The organism is Acidisoma silvae, assembly GCF_020618775.1.
In the GTDB taxonomy this organism is placed as follows: Bacteria; Pseudomonadota; Alphaproteobacteria; order Acetobacterales; family Acetobacteraceae; genus Acidisoma; species Acidisoma silvae.
The window spans coordinates 84,598-104,651 of record NZ_JAESVB010000013.1 but is presented as its reverse complement, the minus strand read 5'-3'; the positions used below and the strand labels follow the sequence as shown (position 1 = coordinate 104,651).

At 62.8% G+C, this 20,054-nt stretch carries 24 protein-coding genes and 1 pseudogene; 6 read left to right on the top strand and 19 right to left on the bottom strand.

Annotated features, from left to right (window positions below; genetic code table 11):
• Nucleotides 1-281 precede the first annotated feature (281 nt).
• Nucleotides 282-458: a hypothetical protein gene (locus ASILVAE211_RS19950; RefSeq protein WP_173572157.1), complete on the top strand. Its 177-nt coding sequence runs from the start codon at nucleotides 282-284 to the stop codon at nucleotides 456-458.
• Between the two features lie 165 nt (nucleotides 459-623).
• Here ASILVAE211_RS19950 and ASILVAE211_RS19945 read toward each other — a convergent pair whose 3' ends face one another.
• The 6 genes from ASILVAE211_RS19945 to ASILVAE211_RS19920 form a co-directional block, all read right to left on the bottom strand.
• Nucleotides 624-845 (bottom strand): hypothetical protein, encoded by a 222-nt coding sequence (locus ASILVAE211_RS19945; RefSeq protein WP_227323116.1) that lies wholly within the window; start codon nucleotides 843-845, stop codon nucleotides 624-626.
• 32 nt (nucleotides 846-877) lie between these two features.
• A complete protein-coding gene (locus tag ASILVAE211_RS19940; protein WP_227323115.1) occupies nucleotides 878-1,267 on the bottom strand; it encodes an SH3 domain-containing protein in 390 nt (129 codons plus the stop codon).
• Nucleotides 1,268-1,284: 17 nt separating this feature from the next.
• Nucleotides 1,285-2,085 carry a hypothetical protein gene (locus ASILVAE211_RS19935; protein WP_227323114.1) on the bottom strand — a complete coding sequence of 267 codons (801 nt, stop codon included), beginning with the start codon at nucleotides 2,083-2,085 and terminating at the stop codon, nucleotides 1,285-1,287.
• Nucleotides 2,086-2,147: 62 nt separating this feature from the next.
• Nucleotides 2,148-2,759 (bottom strand): hypothetical protein, encoded by a 612-nt coding sequence (locus ASILVAE211_RS19930; RefSeq protein ID WP_227323113.1) that lies wholly within the window; start codon nucleotides 2,757-2,759, stop codon nucleotides 2,148-2,150.
• Nucleotides 2,759-3,565: a zeta toxin family protein gene (locus ASILVAE211_RS19925; RefSeq protein WP_227323112.1), complete on the bottom strand. Its 807-nt coding sequence runs from the start codon at nucleotides 3,563-3,565 to the stop codon at nucleotides 2,759-2,761. Before ASILVAE211_RS19925 ends, ASILVAE211_RS19930 begins: the two co-directional genes overlap by 1 nt.
• A gap of 36 nt (nucleotides 3,566-3,601) precedes the next feature.
• The gene (locus tag ASILVAE211_RS19920) at nucleotides 3,602-4,237 is read right to left on the bottom strand and encodes a hypothetical protein (protein WP_227323111.1); all 636 of its coding nucleotides are present in this window, start codon (nucleotides 4,235-4,237) and stop codon (nucleotides 3,602-3,604) included.
• 279 nt (nucleotides 4,238-4,516) lie between these two features.
• On the opposite strand from ASILVAE211_RS19920, the gene ASILVAE211_RS19915 reads away from it, so the two are divergent.
• The gene (locus tag ASILVAE211_RS19915) at nucleotides 4,517-5,308 is read left to right on the top strand and encodes a BRO-N domain-containing protein (RefSeq protein ID WP_227323110.1); all 792 of its coding nucleotides are present in this window, start codon (nucleotides 4,517-4,519) and stop codon (nucleotides 5,306-5,308) included.
• A gap of 44 nt (nucleotides 5,309-5,352) precedes the next feature.
• Nucleotides 5,353-6,087, top strand: a complete 735-nt coding sequence (locus ASILVAE211_RS19910; protein WP_227323109.1) for an SIMPL domain-containing protein — start codon at nucleotides 5,353-5,355, stop codon at nucleotides 6,085-6,087.
• Between the two features lie 52 nt (nucleotides 6,088-6,139).
• Here the strand turns inward: ASILVAE211_RS19910 and ASILVAE211_RS19905 are convergent, their stop codons facing one another.
• Nucleotides 6,140-6,541 carry a nuclear transport factor 2 family protein gene (locus ASILVAE211_RS19905; protein ID WP_227323108.1) on the bottom strand — a complete coding sequence of 134 codons (402 nt, stop codon included), beginning with the start codon at nucleotides 6,539-6,541 and terminating at the stop codon, nucleotides 6,140-6,142.
• 115 nt (nucleotides 6,542-6,656) lie between these two features.
• Here ASILVAE211_RS19905 and ASILVAE211_RS19900 point away from each other — a divergent pair, with 115 nt between their 5' ends.
• Nucleotides 6,657-7,196, top strand: a complete 540-nt coding sequence (locus ASILVAE211_RS19900; protein WP_227323107.1) for a TetR/AcrR family transcriptional regulator — start codon at nucleotides 6,657-6,659, stop codon at nucleotides 7,194-7,196.
• A 97-nt stretch (nucleotides 7,197-7,293) separates the two neighbouring features.
• On the opposite strand, the pseudogene ASILVAE211_RS19895 reads toward ASILVAE211_RS19900, so the two are convergent.
• Nucleotides 7,294-7,602: pseudogene (locus ASILVAE211_RS19895) on the bottom strand (YybH family protein); the annotation flags it as partial.
• Between the two features lie 407 nt (nucleotides 7,603-8,009).
• On the opposite strand from ASILVAE211_RS19895, the gene ASILVAE211_RS19890 reads away from it, so the two are divergent.
• Together ASILVAE211_RS19890 and ASILVAE211_RS19885 are read left to right on the top strand one after the other, a co-directional pair.
• Complete coding sequence (locus ASILVAE211_RS19890) at nucleotides 8,010-8,261, top strand: hypothetical protein (RefSeq protein ID WP_227323105.1); 252 nt, start codon at nucleotides 8,010-8,012, stop codon at nucleotides 8,259-8,261.
• A complete protein-coding gene (locus ASILVAE211_RS19885; RefSeq protein ID WP_227323104.1) occupies nucleotides 8,258-8,881 on the top strand; it encodes an AAA family ATPase in 624 nt (207 codons plus the stop codon). The genes ASILVAE211_RS19890 and ASILVAE211_RS19885 overlap by 4 nt, the downstream gene beginning before the upstream one ends.
• 86 nt (nucleotides 8,882-8,967) lie before the next feature.
• On the opposite strand, the gene mobF is transcribed toward ASILVAE211_RS19885, so the two are convergent.
• From mobF to ASILVAE211_RS19830, 11 genes are all read right to left on the bottom strand, one after another.
• The gene (mobF, locus tag ASILVAE211_RS19880; RefSeq protein ID WP_227323120.1) at nucleotides 8,968-12,090 is read right to left on the bottom strand and encodes a MobF family relaxase; all 3,123 of its coding nucleotides are present in this window, start codon (nucleotides 12,088-12,090) and stop codon (nucleotides 8,968-8,970) included.
• Nucleotides 12,090-12,440, bottom strand: a complete 351-nt coding sequence (locus tag ASILVAE211_RS19875) for a hypothetical protein (RefSeq protein ID WP_227323103.1) — start codon at nucleotides 12,438-12,440, stop codon at nucleotides 12,090-12,092. The genes mobF and ASILVAE211_RS19875 overlap by 1 nt, the downstream gene beginning before the upstream one ends.
• On the bottom strand, nucleotides 12,430-13,017 hold the full coding sequence (locus ASILVAE211_RS19870) for a hypothetical protein (protein ID WP_227323102.1): 588 nt from the start codon (nucleotides 13,015-13,017) through the stop codon (nucleotides 12,430-12,432). Before ASILVAE211_RS19870 ends, ASILVAE211_RS19875 begins: the two co-directional genes overlap by 11 nt.
• A 125-nt stretch (nucleotides 13,018-13,142) precedes the next feature.
• Nucleotides 13,143-13,508 carry a hypothetical protein gene (locus ASILVAE211_RS19865; RefSeq protein WP_227323101.1) on the bottom strand — a complete coding sequence of 122 codons (366 nt, stop codon included), beginning with the start codon at nucleotides 13,506-13,508 and terminating at the stop codon, nucleotides 13,143-13,145.
• A gap of 17 nt (nucleotides 13,509-13,525) precedes the next feature.
• Nucleotides 13,526-15,874 (bottom strand): type IV secretory system conjugative DNA transfer family protein, encoded by a 2,349-nt coding sequence (locus ASILVAE211_RS19860; RefSeq protein ID WP_227323100.1) that lies wholly within the window; start codon nucleotides 15,872-15,874, stop codon nucleotides 13,526-13,528.
• 3 nt (nucleotides 15,875-15,877) lie between these two features.
• The gene (locus tag ASILVAE211_RS19855; protein ID WP_227323099.1) at nucleotides 15,878-16,417 is read right to left on the bottom strand and encodes a hypothetical protein; all 540 of its coding nucleotides are present in this window, start codon (nucleotides 16,415-16,417) and stop codon (nucleotides 15,878-15,880) included.
• A 60-nt stretch (nucleotides 16,418-16,477) separates the two neighbouring features.
• On the bottom strand, nucleotides 16,478-17,656 hold the full coding sequence (locus ASILVAE211_RS19850; RefSeq protein ID WP_227323098.1) for a secretion/conjugation apparatus DotM-related subunit: 1,179 nt from the start codon (nucleotides 17,654-17,656) through the stop codon (nucleotides 16,478-16,480).
• A complete protein-coding gene (locus ASILVAE211_RS19845; RefSeq protein WP_227323097.1) occupies nucleotides 17,656-18,213 on the bottom strand; it encodes a lytic transglycosylase domain-containing protein in 558 nt (185 codons plus the stop codon). Before ASILVAE211_RS19845 ends, ASILVAE211_RS19850 begins: the two co-directional genes overlap by 1 nt.
• The gene (locus ASILVAE211_RS19840) at nucleotides 18,210-18,701 is read right to left on the bottom strand and encodes a hypothetical protein (RefSeq protein ID WP_227323121.1); all 492 of its coding nucleotides are present in this window, start codon (nucleotides 18,699-18,701) and stop codon (nucleotides 18,210-18,212) included. Before ASILVAE211_RS19840 ends, ASILVAE211_RS19845 begins: the two co-directional genes overlap by 4 nt.
• Entirely contained in the window at nucleotides 18,641-18,853 is a 213-nt protein-coding gene (icmT, locus tag ASILVAE211_RS19835) for an IcmT/TraK family protein (protein WP_264478999.1), read from the bottom strand. Before icmT ends, ASILVAE211_RS19840 begins: the two co-directional genes overlap by 61 nt.
• A 37-nt stretch (nucleotides 18,854-18,890) precedes the next feature.
• Nucleotides 18,891-20,045, bottom strand: a complete 1,155-nt coding sequence (locus tag ASILVAE211_RS19830) for a type IV pilus twitching motility protein PilT (RefSeq protein ID WP_227323095.1) — start codon at nucleotides 20,043-20,045, stop codon at nucleotides 18,891-18,893.
• Nucleotides 20,046-20,054 lie beyond the last annotated feature (9 nt).

Sequence of the window (20,054 nt, the reverse complement as noted above, 5' to 3'; positions counted from 1 at the left end):
GCGGCACCATCTCGCCCCACCCCCACCAACAAAAGCTCGCCTGCTGATCGTTCAGTCTATCGCCGGGCAAGGTCGTGCCGCGTCAACCTTGCCCTACGGGCACCCCTTCGGGGCCGCTCCAGTCCGGTCCTCGCCATGCTCGCCATGCTCGGCGCTGAAGTAGCGCCTGCGCGTGGCTGCGCGTGGCTCCGGTCCTCCCTCCGCGGAGGTTGACCCGTCCCGAAGCCCGTCGATCGCACTGCCTATCAGCAATTCCGCTGAACAGATCGGAGACACGGGACATGACCAAACTGGACAACGGCACCATCGCTACGGACCTGGACTCGGACATCGACAACGCGGCCCTCCTCGATCAAGGCTACTCGATCCGCCACATCGAAACCTACCACCGGGACATCGACCACACCTGCATCATCTGGGAGGCCCCAGCACTGACCGAGGCGGACCTCCCCTACTAAGCCCCCACAAACGAAAGGCCGGCCCGGTCAGGGTCGGCCTTTTCGTCATGTGCCAATAGGTCGCGCTGGTGGAAACAACCCGCGCTTCGCGCGCCCTCCGGGCCTACGAGGCCGCGCGCCGCAAGCGGCGCTTTTCGGCGGCCTCTCCGGGGTGATGGATTAAGATCACAGAAAAAACCCCGCAATCACCGCGATAACCACAACGGCACCACCCACCCCAATCTCCGCCATCTCCCTCGATCCGTGCCCGTTAAATGTTGCAGCACCGATCAGAAACAGCGCCGCGCTCAGGATCATGAAGACGAACGGTGAGGGAGGCCAAAAGCGAAACCGCCGCTTTGGCCGCATCGATTTGTTCGCCTGCCCCCTACCGTTAAAGCCGTCCATCGCACGTCATCCTCCAGACATCTCGGTCGCCTCTAGCGGTAATCGAAGCCGATCCGCCCGTTTTGCAACATTGCGGGATAGCACCGTTGGCCATTGGCGCCGGGATTGATCCAAGGCTTAAGATAGCCAGACTTGATCCACCCGATATGACCGTTAAGCTCCAAGACTTTGACGTAGCCATTCGTCTCCACCAGAGGTGACGAAGCAATAATCGTAGCAATAGCATTACCCGTTACGGCCGCTTCAGCGGTTGGACCGCTCTTGATGGGCACCCTTACGGACGGATCCATCATCTGCTGTTGAGTGAGGTTCAGTGACATGCACTCGTAACCCTGAAGGTCGGAGGCGTTTGCGGAATGGATACCGAAATTCATCGCCGAGAAGACCATTCCCGCGCATATTAATTTCAAACCGGTTTTCATGAGGTCATCATCTCCTGTTATGAAAGTACACTCTGATAGGCGGCATTCCCGATTTTACTGGCGACGGCTGCCTGATATTGCGCAACGGTCTCTGTGTTGGAAATCCCGTTGCCTGATAAATATTGTGACGGTACGACACTCGACATAAGGGCAGTCGGTGACGCCGTCGCTACCGCCGCCCCATATGTCGGCCCGAATTCATAATAACTTCGAGTATCGAGCACCGTGGGATTTGAGATGTTGTCTGCCTGGAGAGTTTGTGCTGCCTGCATCAGATATCCCGACGCCGCGATGGCCTCAGTTGCAGGGTCGCTCTGACCGGCCGAACCCTGGACAATTTGTGACGCCAAAGCCGGATCGGCGGCCAGTGCTGTTGCCAAGCCATCCTGGAACGCCGCCGGTTGCATCTGAAACGCTCCGGTTGCGGTCCCATTCGTCCCGGCATTCGTGCATCCGCTCTCGGCCACACAGGTCGCAGCCAGCGCCGATGGATTCACGCCGACTGCCGCGGCTTCCGAGACCGCAGCAGCGCCCCAGGTCTGACTGAGCATCGTATTCAAAGCATCACTGCTTGTGCCCCCGCTGCCTGTGCTGGTTCCTGTAGTGGTCCCGGTACTGCCGCCCGAAGTCGGGTCACCATCCCCGGCAAGCGGGTTAGTCGAACTCGTGATCGTCACCGTTGGCACGCCGGGCTCGGACGCATATGGCGTGACCTGTATCGGCACTTGCGCCATCGCGGATACCCCGCTTCCGAGCATCATTGTCAGCGCGCCAAAGGCAATGCCCGCGCGCCGTAACCCCCTCTGTCCTGTTCGCATCGATCGTCCTCCTTTTCGAGACGACCGACCCTGGCGCGGATGACTGCGAACGGCGCGCCGAATCATTGCCCGTCGATCTGACAATATAAATGCCCGTCAGATTGGAGCGGATGGAGCTGGCATGCCTCCATCCGCGACACCGTGTCATGGGTTTGCCATCGGGATAGACCGTAGCCGCCGAGGAAGATTGCCAGCACGACCGCGCCCGCCGTGGCATACCGCCGTCGCGCGACATCCTTGTTCCAGCGTTGCTCGCGGATGACTAACACCTTCTCCAGCCGCTCAGTGAACAACGGCATGGTCCGGTCGATCATCTGCAAGGTTACGGCTTCGTGCTCGGCCTTGGCCGCCAGTTCGACGTTACGGATTTGCGTCAGGGCGAGCTGCGCCGCCTTGTGTATTTCCTTGGCCCTCAAAAGGTCGGCCTCGGCTGCTGCGCGTCCGTCCCGCGAAGTCTGGACGAACGCGGCCTGCGCCGAGACCGACAGCTTACCAACGACCTCCATCGCGCCCATCAACGCCGAGATGAACCGGCCCTCCGGTTCATTCCAGCGCACCGCCCACTCCCCGGCAGCCGCACGGACTTCGTCCGCTTGGCGCTTGAAGTCAGCCACCCAATCCGAAGGGGCTTCGCCCTCGGAGGGAGGCGACGGGATCGACCCAGTGCTGTCCATCAGCTTGCCTCAGTCCCCTGCGCTTCGGCCGGCGCAAGCGGCAGCCATTCGCGCGGCAAGCTATCGAAGAATGCTGGCACATCCCGGCTCCACCAGCGATTGACCCGCGCCCGATGGAACAGCGGCAGGGGCTGGCCGCCTTCCTTGACCGCAGCATTCATCGCCGCCGTGAAGGTCAGGCCGCGATCCGTCACCTCCGACATGCAGGTCAACGCCGGCATCATCGCCACCTGCGCGCCCTTCTTGAGAGCTTTCGTAATCGCCGGGTGCTCGAGGATGGAATTGAAGGCGCCCACCGCCGACCTGCCTGAGAGCACCAGACCGGCATTTAGGACGATCACGGATGCCGCCGGCATGAACATGTCGACCTCGGCGAACTGCTCCAGATAGTCCAGGTCGGCCGTCTCCGGTCCGATACAGAAAAGGCCGACAACCCGCACCGCGCTGCCCTCGATCGCTTCCAGCAGCGGAACCTCCTGGATCAGGCGGGCGAAGCCGGTCGCACCGCCACCCACGTCCAACACCGCGTCATAGCGATACTTGATCAAATCCTCGATCCGGCCTTCGATCCATGTCTTGCCGTCCTCGATCCCGCTGTTCGGCACTTCCTCGGCATCGGGGAAGAACACCGACAGCGTATGGCTGCGGTTCTGCTGATCCGCGTTCCAGACGCGGATCGGACTCCCGGTGGCACGAAAATATTGGACCGCCGTGTTCAGCAGCGCGGTCTTGCCGACCCGCTGCCTCCCCATGGCGATCCACAGTATGGGAAGCCGGTCCACCGGCTTAATCTGTCCGTCAGGCATCGTCTTTCTCCTCTGGGTGTTAGGCTTGGTCATGGGTCACGGCCGCTTCTTCACGCCTGGGTTCAAGTACCAGTCGTTGCCTCCAAGCCGTTCTCTGATCGAGGCAAGCTGCTCCCGGACGTATTCGTCCGATCCCGGCTCGGCCTGAGATACCGGTGTCGCCACCTCGACCACTCGTTCCACGCTCTGCGCGCGGGCAGGGGGCGGAAGAGTTGGTTGTGTCGTCGGGGGTCTCAGGTATGCCGGCACCTGGGCACCGGCCGGCCTGAGATAGGCCGGGACCGGGATCTCCTGTTCCCGCAGGACGGTCGGCGACCAGTCCTTTGGGAAGCGTGATGGTGGCTTCGGCCGCGTCGTCTTTTGGCCCGGCTTCTCGCCGCTCGTTTCCATGTCTCGCAGCACTCTCTGCCAGACACGCAGCACAGCGTTCGCTGTGGGTGCCTCACCGGCCCGCCCGGCTACGCCGTGGCGAACCATCTCAGCCGCGATGTAGGACCACGACGTTTGATCAGCCGCGAGCCGCTCAGCAACCGTATGGCAATGCGTCCGGAGCCAGGCATAGATGTCCCCACGGCCGCGATAGGCCTGTAGGCGCTTCTTCCGGAACGGTGGCGTAGTGCTGACGCTGTTCATGCCCGCGATGATCGCGGGTGCATTTGCGAACGGCGACACGATTTCTCGCTTTAGATGGCTCCGCCGGTTCCATCGGAGTTCTGTGGCGATGCCATTGAGGTGCCATCAGAGTTCCATGAAATTGGGATATATGGACCAATGCATCCCCGATGCTTTTTGTCCGGGCTTCCGGAAGGTAACGGGCGCGTGATCGCGTTACCCGTCCGTTCGTTCACAGCTCTGTGATCGCCCTTAAAAGGTCGCCGTTCGCATTTGTTCGCCGGAAAATGACTTCCGAAAACCGGAAAAAGGTTTCCGGGGTATCGCGAGGAAAACAGAATGAAACGTGAACATGCGTCGAAGATTGGCGCGAAATCGGCGCCAAGCGCCGCCGTTGAAGGGCAACCGGATCAGGGGGTTAGCGGTGTCCGGCCGGAAGAGAAGGTGGACCTTCGGGAAGCCGTGGTCGGTGAATATCGCTTCCAGGGAGAATTGATTAGAGCCTTCTATGCCAACGGGCGCACTTGGTTTGTCGCTGCAGAAGTTTGCGCCGTGCTGGATCTGGCAAATCCTCGTCAGGCAGTCAAAGCTTTGCGGGCCTCCCAGAAGGGTGTCAGCATCTTGGACACCCTTGGCGGCGCACAGACCGTCAACCTGATTAACGAAAGCGCGCTTTACGTTCTCATTTTCAAATCGCGGAAGCCGCAGGCCGAGGCCTTCCAGACCTGGGTCACGGATGAAGTCCTCCCGCAAATCCGCAGGTCCGGTTCTTACTCGGTAGACGGGCAGCCTTCCCAGGACGGGTCAGTCGTCCTGCCCATTCCGGCCGAGTTGGCTCGGTTCGTCGTGGTCACCGCGCCCAGACGGACGCCGCATATTCGCAGGACCGGCATCGGCGAGATTGTCACTGAGTTCACGGGCTTGGATCGCCAGGCTATGTGCTACACGCTCAAGCAGATCGAGGTCTGGTGGAACAAGGTCCAGATCAAGGAATCGCCCAGCTTTTTTCAGGATGAGGGCTTCGCGATCCACAAGCTCGACGCCGCGATCCGCGAAGGGTCGGAAATGGCCGACCACTTCCTGCACGCTCCGGTGCGAAATGGGCTGACCCCCCAAGCGCGCGATTCGTAGAAATAGGCTGCAAAAGAGGCTTTCATCCCTTTGGAGGGAGCCTGATGCGTCTCGCTATCTGTGCCCTACTGATGACCACTGCGGCTACCCAGGCGGCGCTCGCTCAGACTTGTGCGCTGCCAGTAACGGCTAACGCCGCGCCTATCCTTCACCTCGCCGAAACCGCCACCATCAAGGTCACGCCTAGCCTGCTGGTGGCAGACCTTGTGGCCAGTGCCGACACGCCGATCGCCGTCACGGCACAGCGCCGCGTCAACGGCCTGATGGCCCAGGCATCGGCGCTGGCAGGCAAGGTCGCTGGCGTCCAGGCCGTGTTCCAGGACTATTCGACCAGCTTTGTCGATCGCGCCAACGGAGTGCCGGCCCACTGGCTCGCCAACCAGACGCTGGAGGTGCGCAGCACCGACTCAGAGGCCCTGCTCACGCTCGTCGGCCAGCTTCAGGGGCTCGGCCTTACCATCGGCAATCTCGGCTGGCAGGTTCCCCAAGACGATCTGGACGCCGCCGGCCGGAAGGCACGTTTCGAGGCGCTATCCAAACTCAGGCAGGAAGCATCCGAGGCTGCCAGCGCACTCGGCTTGACGGTCGCCGGCTATCAGGACATCGACCTTACCGGCGGCAACAGCCCCCCGACGCCGTTTTTCGCCCGGCCCCGTCCGATGATGATGGCGGCCATGGCGGCGCCGATCTCCACGCCCGACGGCCAAAGCGTGTCGGCGACGGTCTCGGCCGACGTGAACCTGCAGGCGGCAAGCCCTGCGGGTGCGGCAAAGCACTAGGATGAAAACCCAATCAAAGGCGGCTGGGGTGGGTGGGAAGCGATCTGTCTGCTTACGCAGTAGGTGAGCGCGACAGTTGTAGCGGATTCATATAATCCCGGAAGCGTGCCACCTTGCCGTCACGCAACGTGATGAACCAGACATAACTTAGCTCTCTGGCAGCATCGTCTGGGATGCGCCGGTGATGCCCCGTGGCTTCTATGATTACCTCATCACCCGCCTCGCGAACCCGCACATTGCTGAGTGCGCCGAAGCGAATGCGCGACGGCAGCTGGCTCATATAGGCCTTGATGGCATCGCGCCCAACCAGCTCGCGAGGAGCCCCTTCGAGTGCGAACGGAAATTCATGAACTGCATCCGGCGCATAGATTGCCATCCAGCCTTCGACATCGCCGGCTCTGAGCGCCGCAATGGCTTGCTCAAACCAGTCAGGCAAAACAGATGTTGGTGGCATGGAAGCTCCTTGCTAAGAATTGCGGACCATGGGTCCAATTCCTCGCCTTATATCGGACCAGGGGTCCGAAACGCAAGATATCCGTCGAGGGCGCCCCCCGCTCTCGCCTGCGCGTATGCTCGCCGCCGCCGACGCGCTGTTTGCCACCAGCGATGTTCCGGGCGATGTCACGATGGACGCCATCGCCGCCGCCGCCGGTGTCGGCAAGGGCACGCTTTTCCGCGCCTTCGGCAGCCGTGACGGGCTTCTCGACACACTCTGGGCGGCCAAGATCACGGCCCTGCGCGAGGGGGTGGAGAGCGGCGCGCCGCCGTTCGTGGCCGAGACCCCTCCGCTAGAGCGACTCGTTGCGTTCTTGGATGAGATCCTGACATTCAAATTGGAGAACCGCCACCTCATCCGCGCCCGCGAAACTAGGTCAGGGCTACTGCAATCAGCCCACTACAAATGGATGCATGGGCAGACGCAGGCGCTAATAGAGGACGCTATGGGCCGTTCAACGGCGAGCGAGGCCCTATATACCGCCCATGCCTTACTGGCAGCGCTGCATATTGATCTCATCGAGGAAATGCTCGCCAGCGGCCTCTCGCTTCCAGCAATCCGAAAGGAGCAAGGCGCGCGCGTCAGAACGGTAATCGACGGCGTTCGGCGTTGAGCTGAAACCACAAAGCAACGACCGAAATGGTCGCTTTGCGGATTTCAAAACCTGCACTGATCGGCGGGTCGACTGCGGACCTGAGCGGACTCTTGATCTAGTCGAGTACGAGTGGTCCGCGAGCGTTGTCTATCAACGCTTTCCAGCCACCGTCCGACTGCCGCCGAAAGACGGTCGTCGCGATGAACTCCTGCGGAGGCTCGTCACCGATGGTGAGAGACCATCGTGACGTGAACAAGGCGATGCCGTCGGCCTCAGTAACATGAGTCTTGATCTGCTTTGCCGTTGTTCCAGGCTTCATGAAGGAGCCGTAGAGTGTCCTGAGTTCGTTAGCACCACGCGCCTCTGTGCCGGGCTGGGGGATCACCACAGCGACCTCTTCGTAATAGCGAAGCACTGCATCGACATCGCCACGAACGCGTCATCCAGAAGCTCGATCGCATGTTCAGGACTTCTCGCAATCATGTTGTGTTCCTCTTCTCACGCCATTTTGTTGTAACCCAGCCCGCTGGCCTGGCGAAGGGTTGTTCAGGGCCCGCTTTCCACCAATTCTCGGCGGTTCGGCTGATTGAGTTTAGACCCTAAGGCACCCTGCTAAGACGGGGTGTCAGAACAGCGACCGTCGTTCGTCCAACAAAGCCCTCTATTGTGAACCTCGAACATCGTTCCGGGAAGCTGTCAGACGAGTGGCTCTGAACGGCCCCGAGCAGGCCGCGCGTATCGACGTGCTCTTACAGGATACGACGGCCCTGTCTGTCGCTCGCCGCTCAGCCTCTCGCATCCCAGCGAAAATTGTCATATATTGGAGAAACCATGCAGTTCAGCATCGAGAACTTAGACGAGATGAATGACGCGGAGGAGCGGTCCTTCTGGACCGAATTCGGCGCTGATATGGCGCGCGATGACGGCCGTGCCGCCAAAGAGCATCTGGCGGCGGGCTTCCCCATCTACTTCCGCGAAGGCGATACGCCGAAGGGCTTGATTGTCAAGCAATACCCGGACGGGCGGCGCGAAATGGTGTCATTTCACCAGGGCGTCGAGAGGGTTGTGCAGGCCGCTGCGTGACCGCCCAGCTTTGGGTGTTCGCCGGCCCGAATGGCGCCGGGAAATCGACGCTCGTCGCTCAGCATGTGCGGGGCAGGATTCCGATCGTTAATCCGGACGATATCGCGCGCGACCTGACCGGCATCGACCCGCCTTTCAATAGCCCCAGGACCGATATCGGCCGTCTAATCAAAGCCGGCCGCGCAGCAGTTGTCATGCGCGAAGGACTTCTGAAGAGTGGCAAATCCTTCGGCATCGAGACGACGCTGACCGGCCGAAGTGAGCTGGACCTTATGCGCCGCGCCCAGACAGCCGGCTATCGCATCAACGTTGTGTTCGTCGGGTTGGAAGATGCCGATCTCTCGGCCGCCCGTGTCCATTCCCGCGTGCAGCGTGGCGGCCACGACGTGCCGATGGTGGACGTGCTGCGCCGCTATAGCCGCAGCATGGACCACCTAGCGATTGCACTGATGATCGCCGATCGGGCGTTTGTGTTCGACAACAGCGGCCCGCGACGCCGACTCCTCCTCTTTCGGGAAGCTGGACGTACCAAGCATCTGTCACAGCTTCTCCCGGAATGGGCAGCCAGTGCGATCCCATCCGACATGCAGCAAAAGCCGGGTGGGACGCGCGGGCGTTAGGAACCCACGCTGCCCAGCGATCCCGAGCCCGGTCGGACCTTATAGATCGCGGCCGAACCTTACCGGTCTTGATATCTTCAGGCGGCCTAAAACGAGACGCTCGGCGATGATTGCGGTCGCTCAGACGGTGCGATCTGCTCCATGCGCCCGGCCGCGGCTCGCGCGTCGGCACGAAGTTTCGCCAGATGGGCGGCGGCCTCAGCGCCCTTCGCTGTATCGCGAGACAGGTTTGCATTGGCGGCAATGGCCGAATCCAGCGCCGAGAGATGCCGGCCCAAGGTGTCATTGACCGCGGCGGCCCGCAGGCGGCTAAAGGCTTTCTTGCCGATCGCAGGGTCGGCCTGGACGGCGGCTTCCATGGTTTGGTGGGTCTTCATGAAGGCGTCGATCGCCGACTCCCGATCGTGTATCGCTTCGGCCAGGAGGTCGATACCAAGCGCCTTGTAGGGCTTCTCGGACATATCCTCGGCCGCCCGTTTCCAGAGTTTTTCCTTGGTGATGGGCGTGATGTCGCCCATGGCCTGGCGGTGCCGTTCGGCTTCGAGCAGCGCGCCCTCCGAGATCACGGTCCAGCTCGCGCCTCGGCTCCGGCTTTCAGCCACGTAGGTCGTGAAGGCTGTCACGCCGGCGGTGCCACGGGGCAGGGCGTTGATATGCTCGTCCGAGGTCAGGCCCTGCGCCGCGTCGATCGTCAGGGCGTGCCCAAAACCCAGCAAGAGACGGCCGGTCTTCTCATCCCGCAACCGGCGCCACTCGATATCGGCAATCTCGCCACGTTTGTTCATCACCCGGAGATGCGTGGCGTCCTGGGCCAGCACCTCGAGCACGTCGCCATTGTTGCCGACATCCCGGCCCTGACCGTTGACGTGGCCCCAGACGCGCCGGAACAGGCGCACCCGGTCACCGGTCGCGATCGACAGGTCGTAGTGCTGGCCGCGCTGGTCTATGGCCGGGTAGGACTTCTCCTGTCCCCCGATCTCTCCGCGTCTCTTCAGCCGCTCCCGGATCGCCTGACTGATCTCGGCCACGTCGTCATTGGTGGGCGCGCTGACCGTGACACCCCGTCTGGACCCGGATGCCAGAAGGTGATCGCGACGCGCGATGTAGAGATCCGCAATGCGCGCCACCACCTGGTCCCGGTCACCGCCGACCATCATTGCATGACCATCGGCCCGCTTCATGTCGAGCGCGAGCTGGGCGTTGCCTTCACGGAAGAGCCCCGCGACCTCCCGGCCGCGCCGCGTCGATTGCCGCATCGTGGTCATCAGGCCCGGCAGCGCTTCGGGCGGCAACACCCGCCGCAGCAACTCAATACTGTCGCCCGCCTCGATCGCCTGCGCCTGATCCCGGTCGCCCAGCATCTTGATCGTCATGCCGGTTTTGGCTTGCAGTTCGAGCAGCTTCAGCATCGAGCGAGGGCCGATCTGACTGACCTCATCGAGCACCAGGACCGTATTCCGCGATGGCTGAAATTTGCCACTCTCAATCTCGGTGAGCAGGGTGGCGATGGCGTAGGTCTTGTCGATGCCGGCGTCCTGCAAGGCGTCCGCCTGCCGCCAGGCCATCGCTGCCCCGATGACCTCCCGTCCGCCTTGACTGAACCGGCGGTCGGCCTTCCAGGCATCGACAAGCGGCTCCAGCAGCGTCGTCTTGCCCGCACCCGCAACACCCGTGAGCATCGTCAGTGCGCCACCTTCTGCAAAGGCATGGATGGCCGCCCTTTGCTCATGCGTGAAGGTGAAGCCACTCCGGGCAATCGCTGTGCTAATCGCATCGACGGATAGAGCCGCCGTTTTGTCGTGGACAGCTCGTTTGGCAAGCTCGCCGAGCCTTTCCTCGATGCGGACCTGGGCCGAGTTCGTCACCCGCACCTTCTCGCCGCTATGGCCGACGATCAGGGCAACATGCTCACCCTTCAACTGGATGCCGCGCTCCTCGATCAAATCGACGATCCTCGCGATATCGCTCGGGCCACCTTGCGCGCCCAATCCGATCAGGCCCCGGGCGGCATACATGCCGAGCTTGTCATGGTCGATGACGGCGGCGGTATCGAATTCCTTGGCTATCTCCTTGGCCGCGAACCTAAAGGCCCGCTCAAAACGGTCCTCCTGGCTCAGCTCGGCGTGCTCCACCTTGTCGAGGACGGATGTGTGCTTCCAGCCAAGCTTCTCGGCCTGATCGCGCCAGATGCGGTCCTGATCGACCTGCATCTTGCCCAGGCGGCCCTCGGCACTGGCTTCCTCCATGATGTCGAGCTTCTTCTCGGCCGACATCTCTTCCCAATCGAGACCCTGCTCTTTGGCAAAGGCCTTCGCCTTGCGGAGAATCTGATTGTCGCGTTTGCTGAAGGCTTCCTTGGCGGCTTCGGGGATCGCGGTAATGGCGACGGCCTGGTGATCGGCGCCGACCGCAATCTCGATGCCGAGCCGCTTCAACTCCTCGGCGAGATAGACCTGGAAATAGGCCCCGATCATTTTGATTTTGGCGTCGGTAAGGACGCGGGTGTCGAGCGAACCGACGCGCCCTTCCGCCGTCACGACGACGTTCATGAGGAAATTGTGGATGTGGTCATGCGGGTCGCCGGCGACCGGCGCATCGAACAGATAAGTCTCGCCACCGGGTCCATCCTGGACCTGCATGGTGGGCCGTGCAGTGTGATGGCGGAAGCTGATCCAACCGACGGCCCCCGGATCGGCACCGTCCTTCCCACCATCGCCTTTACGTGCCCAGCCGATCTCCGACGCGAGGAAGCGCATTGCTCGATCGGCCGCCCGGTCTGTTGCATTGCGGATCATCGCGCGCTCCGCATCGGTGGGCGCAAACGCTGCCGCGAGAGACACGGATTTATCCGGGCTGAAGACGATATCGAAACCCGATAGCTTGCGATTATGCTGCGACCAGGCTTCGCCATTGTCGCCGCGACGCCCCTCGAAAAGCCGCGACAATTCCTTGTCACGGGGCGGTCGCTTCGCATCGACGCCGATGACATCCGCCAGCATTTGCGGCATGTCCGGCCGCCACATCGCTCGACCGTCCTGGCCGGTGTAGTAGGCGGTCATCCGCCCGCCCGTTTCGAGATCGCGGCCGGCGGGATCGACACCCGCCCCAGCCGTCGCCGCAGTCTCAGCCGTCGCCTCGGGCTTGTTCTCCGTGAAATACCGTAGGATCAGCAGACCCTTCGACGCAGCGCTGATCTTTCGGAAATTCATCATGTCGGCGCGGCCCCGTTGGCGGATCCATTGCCATTGGCGTGTGTCGCCCCCCCATTATGGGGCCGATCCTCATCCAGGCGTTCGATCACGGCCTCGACATCGGATTGCACCTGACGGATCGCGAGAATAATATCGCGCTGTTGCGCCACCAGGGCGGCAATCAGGTCTTCCAGTTTCGGCCCGTCATCATCACCCTTTGGCAGCAACAGGCGAACGAGGGTGCGAAGCAGTTCAAGCTGCTCGCGCGACTCCTCCCGCAGCACGGCGAGGTCTTCGGTAAAATGCCCCGAAGGGGATGCCTCTGTTCTCGCCTTGCTGGCCTCGCTGCCGGTCGCTTCAGTTGACATAATGGCTCGGCTCCCAAACCCAGCCGATCCCCGTCTTGAAGACGAACTGGCCTTGCTCGACAGAGCGCGTCTCGACCGGCCGCAGGGCGGTCTCGGGTGGCACCCAATGATATTGCCAGCTTCCCTCCTGCCAATGACCGGGTAGCAGCGCCTTGGTGATCACGGGCACGGGAGGCGGTGGCGGGGGTGCTGCGGTCGCTATGACAACCGTTGAAGGGGCGGGAGGCGCCTCGGCCACCACAGGCAGCGCCGGTTGCTGGATGGGTTCCTGCGCCGCCCCGATCGCCATGCTGATCGCCGTCAGCCCGGTCTGGCGGTCATGACGCCTCACGGCGTCGCGCGCCAACCGGACCTGGGCCAGGGCCTGCCCGCCAGGGGTGACCGTGCCACCGATGGGCTGTGCGCCCGCGTTCAGCAGCCGTGTCTCCGCCGCTTCGAGAGCGTCGGCCGCCTGCCTGTAGCGGCGACCGGCCACAGCCGTCTCAGCCGCTTCCAAGGGTGGCAGCGCGGTCGCGTAATTGGAGGCCGAGATCGCCGGCATCATCGGTAGCGACGTGCCAAGGCGTGGCGGGGGCAACGGTGTCGCCTGGACTGGTCCCAGCAAGTTGATTGGCTGGGCACGGGCGGCTCCGCCTGCGGCACAAATCAAAGCACCGGCCAACATCAAATGTCTTGCGCGCATAACGATCTCCTTTCACGAACTCATGGTCGGTGCGGCCGTTTCGGGCGGTGCAGCATCAACTGACCAAGGCTCGGTTCCTGCGCGAGCAACCACTCCTGCGCATCGCCGCGCGAGGCGAAGGCATGCTCAGGGAGCGGAAGCTCCAGCGTGCGGCAAACGGCATGGATTTGCAGGATTTGGTCGGCTGTCGGCTGGTCCTGTTCCAGCATCATCTTCGATTCACGGCGCCATTCCAGCGTGAGCGCCTTGAGGTAGGGAATGCGCTCGGCCGGAACCATGACCGTGATCCGGACGATCCCGGCCGCCGCCTGCCGTCCGCGATAGACTTCGTTTTCTTGCGCGCGCCGCGCAGGCGGTCTCGCGGCTTCTGGCTTGCGTTTAGGCATGCTGATACCCCCTTTCGTCACGCGGCTTCCCCTCGCATCTCGTCGCCCTGTAGGGAGCGCAGCCGCTCGACGATGGCCTGAAGCCGGGCGATGAACTCTGCCTCGGTCATCAGAGGTGGGTCGATCCGGATGACCTTTGCGGTCCCCTCATCCCGTTCGGCCAGCACCCGCATCGCGGTGTTTCGCGCAGCCGCCGCTGTTGCTCCGCCCAGTTCCTCGACGGTCGCCAGACGACGGATCAGGGTGGCATTGACCGGATCGGATGGGCGTCCCCCATCGAAGGTGCCAGGGATCGGCTGAGAACTCGCCACCTGGAGCATCGGTGATACCACGGTTGCGGGCGCACCATCGACGGGCTCAGCGGCACGCGGCAGATTGCCCGGCGATAGTTGAGACACTTCCGTCAAGGCCGCATCGGCGCAGTCTATAATCGACCCGCCAGCCTGGGCCGTTTTCCGCATGCCAGCGACGATCGCGGCGATCACCGGAGAGGGCTCCGTCATGCCGCCGTCCATGGTGAGACCGCCGCTTGCAATCAGCTTCGCCAGGTCATCGGCCTTCTTCAGCCGAAGCCGCGTTTCGGTCGGGTCGGGCTCGCGCATCATCAAGGTGCGGCCAAGCCGCTTCGGCCCCGTCTCATCAAACTTGGCGTGGAACACGCGCGCATAAACGCGCCGACCACCCAACAGCACGATCGCCTCACCCTCAATAAGAGAGGTCAAATCCTGCCAATCAACACGCGAGACCGAGCGAACCTCGGCGCTGCGTGCTTCGCGATAAGAGCCATCCTGACCGCCCTGGTATGACGACACCTGTGTCACATTGATCTGGCCGGCCGTCTTCTCGATCCACTCGCGCGTGCGGCCGGAATCCTGCTGGCGCATGGCGATTGTGAGGTTGGCATTGCCGAGGATCGACGCCGTGCGCTCGCCTAGCCTCGCCCAGATGCCCGAGACCTCCTGGAATCCCAGCATGAACGACACGTTGAGCCCGCGCCCCTGGCTCAGCATGGCATCGAGGCCCGTCGTCGCGTAATAGGCCAGCTCGTCCAGCACCACCGGGAAGGGCGACGGCCCCATGCCGGGCTTGTCGTCGTCCGTGTATCCACCCTCAAGCGACAGCCCGAGCAATTGCGCCATCATTCCGCGCAACGAGGCCACGACCAACTTGCCGAGGGCGGCGAGGGTCGCTTCCGAGTTCTCGAGAGCGGGCAGGTTCACGACAAGGATGCGGCGATTGAGGACGATATCGCGCATGTCGATATCGCCAGACTCCACGCCGAAGATGTGGCCAAGGCTGACCGCGAGCTTCGCGAAAATGCCAGTGAAGTAGAATTGCGCGTAGCCGTGCTGCTTTGACGGCTCATCACCCTTCTGCTTGTCCAATGGCAGTGATGCGTCGTAGCCCGGCAGTTCGCCGAGATAAGACTTCAGCGGCCAGACGATCTCTTCCGGAATGTCGGCGCTGACATCGAGTTCGCGGATATTGCCGGTCTCCCGGTCGCGCAGGAGCGCCACCTTTTCGATGGCGAGTTTCCAGATCCAGCGCAGCTCGATCGAGAACCGGATCACCTCGATATTCAGCGGAATGCCGCGCGTGTCGCGCAGCCAGACCAGAACCGGGGTAATCGTGCCCATCAGCGCCACGGCACGCTCGCGGAAAACACCATTCGCGTCATTCGAGGCCGTCTCGCCAAGCTGGCTCGCGAGCAGTTCACGAAGCGCGTCGGCATTCCCGATGGCGAAGGGATTGAAGGTATGGCTGTCCTTGATCCCCGATGCGACCATGAAGTTGAGAACGCGCACATCGTCCTCGCGCCCGAAACGCCGCGCGAGAGCCAGCACTTTGCCAAACAGCGTGCGATCCGCCTTGCCATCGACAAAGACGAAGCCGCTGCCTTGGGCCAGCGCGTTGGTCAACATGCTGAGAATCGCGGTCGTCTTGCCTGCGCCGGTCGTGCCGGGAATGGACATGTGCTGACGCTGATCGTCAGGCGTGATCCACAATTCCTGGCCCGTAATGCTCCAACCCAGAAAGAAACTGCCATTCGCCGTCCGGGGCTTGCGTGTGCCCGGAATGGGATTGCCGTAATCCTTTCGCTTGGACGACCAGGGGAGGCGCAGCGGCAGGCGGGGCGGGCGTGACAGCACCCACAGCGCATAGAGAGCCGAGGCTGGCACCGTCAGATTGACGAGCGCCGGCTCATACCAGGTTGCCCCGGCCGCGACCGCCAGGACGATACCGGATGCGGAACTCTGCAGCCCCTCGGACAAACGGGTGGTGAAAGGCCGCGTATCGCGGAGGCTCTGCGCACCGCTGCGCTCGAATTGCTCCTGCGGCCCAACGATCTCGCGTTGGACGCCCATTCGTCAGTTCCCCAGGCCGAATGCGTTTTGCGGCGGCGGCGGGGCTGCACCCTGGCCGGGCGCCTGACCCGGTGCGGGTTCGACCTGCGGCTGGGCCTTCAGATCGGCCGCGAGGTCGGGCGGCAGTTGCCCGGCGGGCGCCGCAGACGGAGGCGCGGGCGGCGGATTGCTGCCCGAGGCGGCGAGCGAAGGAGGCAGGGGCGCCGCCGGTGCGGACGGGGCTTGCTGCGGGAACGCCGCTGTCGCCGGCGGCGGACCATCGGGCGGGATCTGGATCGGTGCCAGCGGCGGCGGCATGGCCGCGAACGCGGCGTTGCCAGCGTTACGCGGCCTCAGGCTGCCACCGAGGAACATCCCGCCGACCAACAGAACAATCCCCGCGCTTGTCAGCATGACCCACCGGGAGCGGCGTCTATGTCGCGGCTCTGTTTGCACGGGCTCGTAGACAATCTGCAACGGTTCGCGACGCGCGAAGCTGTCGGCCGTGCCGACGATCACCTGCGCTGTCATGCCGTCAGGAATGTCGAACGTCATCAGTGCCATTATTCAACTCCTTTGCTCGTCTATGCCGCGATCTTCGCAGGCGAAACTGCGAACGGGCGTCTAAATCTCCGTGGATTGGGCGCGTTGCGCGTGGGCCTGGCGAAGCGCGTCAATGGCGCGTGCAATCGATGGCCAAGGGATCGGACGACCGGCCGCGCGTTCCGTCGCCCAATGGTCGCGCGCACCGGCCGCCTCGACACGCGCATTCGGATGCGCGTAGCGGCCGAGGCCCTCGCTCTCGAAACCAAGGGAGTGCAAAGCATACCAAAGGGGTCGGTCGATCAGTTTCGTCCAGGCGAACTGCGCGGGCGCCAAAACTCCGGCCCGAAGTCGCGCGTGATTCAAAACCGCCATCAAGGCGGGGGCGGTGAACGCATGACGGGACGCGACTTTGACCGCTTCCTCATACCAGCGCGTGTCACGGAGCAATTCATCGACGCGGCGCAGCGTGGTGGCGGGAACCGATAGAGATGCGCTCGGCCCCGATCCGCCTTCCTTGCGATTGGCATCCAGCGCGGTTGAAATTTCACCCAGCATGGAAACGGCATCGTCGCGACGTTCGGCCATATGCAACGCAAAAGCCGCAAACAGAATCCGCACGATTGGCGTCGCGTTGGACACACCCTTCCAGGTCGGGCCGAGCTGCACCGACAGGGCATCGAAGGCGCGTCGATCATCGAAGGGGACACCCGCTTTGCACACGAACCGGTCGAGCCACTCTCCGGGGGTCAGCGCATAATCGGCAGGACGGGGCGCTTTTTCGTCGAGCCGCACCAGGCTGAGCTTGCGCCGCACGAAGGCGCGCACACCCGGAAACCGCAATGCCTGTTCGCGGATCAGCCCTTCGACATCGAAGGCGCGCTTGAAACGGGAGGGGGCGGCAAGGATGAAGCAGAAGAAGGCCAGGATGCCCATGAAGGCGGCGGCGGGAATCCGCACGAAAGCACCCGTCGCATGCAGGATGCCGTAGAGGTCGGCAAGCGTGACACCCGAGGGATCGCTGTTCATCATCTGCTGATCGGCGACACGAAAACGTCCGGTGATCTGATCGAGCCAACCGATTTCGGTGTGAACCATCGCCATCACGCCGCTGCTGATCGTGGCGTGATAATTCGTCCAGAGCAGATACCCACCGACACCGATGCCGACGAGAATGATGATCAGGTTGAAAATTGCGGTGTCGTCGCTGGACGGCCAGGAGCTGCGGCCACCACCACCACCATGCTGTGGTTGCATCATCATCCTCTTTGTTTTGGCGTCCCGGCCGGTGCGGTGAGCGCCGATAGGCGGTTGCTGGTTTTCTTTTGCGGCAGCGCCTCGAGGCGCAGAGCCTGCTTCAGCACGGAAAGCATGTATCGCTGCTGATAGACGGGGTTATGTGAATGGTAGAAAGCGACGCCGCCCCAGAGATCGCCGTGCGCTTCATCGAGGCCCTGCCGCAAGATCCAGGAACCCGCTTCGACATTGGCGCAAAAATTATCGCGCAACGCGTCGTAGGTCGCGTCCTTGGACGCATGCCAATGGGCCGCGACCATCGGCACCCAAATCTGATTGACCTGCATAGGGCCGATATCGACCGTGCCGTTGGTGTTTTGGCTGACGGCGCCGAGCGTGCCACCCTCGACATTCAGCAGGATGAGTAGAAGGGCCGGCGGCTCGCTGTGAAGATTGGCCGCGGCCAGGATGCAGGACTGGATCGTGGCAGGAGAAACGATTGCCGATTGCGCCGCTTCGGCCTTATCGACTGCGCCCACGAACAGGGCCGCCAGCGCTATAGCGTAAGCGCGCCTCCTCACCGGTCCATCCCCGCGCGCCCGGCAGGTGTATTAGCCGGTGCCTGTTCCAATCGGCCGACAGCCGCGCGCCAAAGATTATTGAAGTCGCTGACGACGACGGGACCGCCTCCGGAGACCTGGTGCATCGCCTCCATGGCGGACAGCATCACCGTGGCATAGGTCCCGGCCCCGATCCCCTCTGCCCGGTAGCCCAGCAGTGACCGGTCATCGCGCGCGATTTGCAGGGCGAACCCCTTGCCAGTCGTCTCGCGCCAGATCGCCTCGCCCGCGACCAGGAACGCAGGCAGAAAACCATTGGCAGAACTGGCGGCGGCGGCAGTGATCTCAAGGCGGGATTGGCTTGCCGGGTCATCATAGACGACGGAGCGCCCAGAGCGCTCCAGCAAGACGCGCATCGTGCGCCCGACACGATCCAGATCGACGGCACTCATGAGTAGCGCCTCCGCCGCCAGACGGGCACCGCCGTCCTCACCCTGCCCGCCATCCACCGCCGGACTGTCCGAACCAAAGCGGGGAGCGTCAGGCCGAAAAACGAGATGAGGGAAAAGAAGAGGAAGCCCGCGATGGCAATGTAGAGCGTCGGCCAGGACCAGTAGACAGCCGCCAGCACCACCGGCAGGCAGGCCCGAGCATCAAGCATCAAAACCCGGACGGGTTGACCTGTGTTGCGCCACATCTCAGCCGATCTCCCTCAGTTCAAAGGCGGCGGTTTCTTCCGTTATCCGTCCCGCTTCCAGGGCGTTGCGGATCGATTTCGCGTAGGACTGGCCGTGCTCTTCCACCGCGACCCGGGTAAGTTCGGGCCACTCGGCAGGGTCGCTGCGCAGGAACTTCCGGCGGAGATCGGAATCGAAAGCGAGGAATTCACGCAGGGCAGTGCGCTTTCCGTCGGCCGATCGGGTCAAACGCTGGTTGATCACCAGGCGCAGCGACTGCGCGATGGCGGACACAAGGTTGTCGCGCTCATCGCTCGGGCACAGGCTCGTGATGCGCTGCATCGTCAGCGCCACATCGTTGGCATGAATTGTCGTGGTGACGACGTGCCCGGAAATAGCGGCCTGGATGGACGCCGCCATGGTTTCGCTGTCGCGGCACTCACCGACATTGATGTCGGTCGGCTCGCGGCGCATCGCGCCGCGCACGAAGGCCGCAAAGCTCGGAAGGTCGCGTGGGATCTCGCTTTGGTTAATCGTCGAAGTGAGACCGCGCACACGCTCAAGCAGGAACTCGACGGGCGCCGCCCCTTCCACGATATTGTAGTGTCCGTTGGGTTCCAGCAGTTTTGCCACAGTCATTCCGGCGATCAGGGTTGATTTTCCCGAACCCGTGGCACCTCCGACAATGATCAGTCCCTGCCGAATTCTGTATGAATCTAATATCCCCTGCTCGACGAGCTGCTTCTCAAGGCTCGCGGGCAGATCAGAGATCGGCCGCAACACGACATTGCCACCGGTCTGTCGGAAGGTCCGGGTGGACGTGCCGTTCAGGCGGAAGCGAAGACGGGTCGATCGATCAATCTGAACCGCGTAAGCGGTATCGAAGTCAGTGCCCCCTTGAAGCCGCGCCATCGCGTCAGCGCCATAAAGATGGTTGACGATGTGGCTGAACTCGATCTCATCGATGGGAATCTTGGTGACGGCGTAGTTCTGGCCGTGGACAGAAACCCAAACCGGATGGCCCGTCTGAAAGTGAACACGCGACGCCCCCTGCTGGTAGGCCCAGGTCAGGAGAGAATCGAGACCGGGCGCGCTCTTGCGCGCTTCCGCAACCCAGCGCAGCCCTTTGCGGTCCCGGTCGGGCCATTCCATGCCCTGATCGGCCCCGTCAAACATCGCACTTCT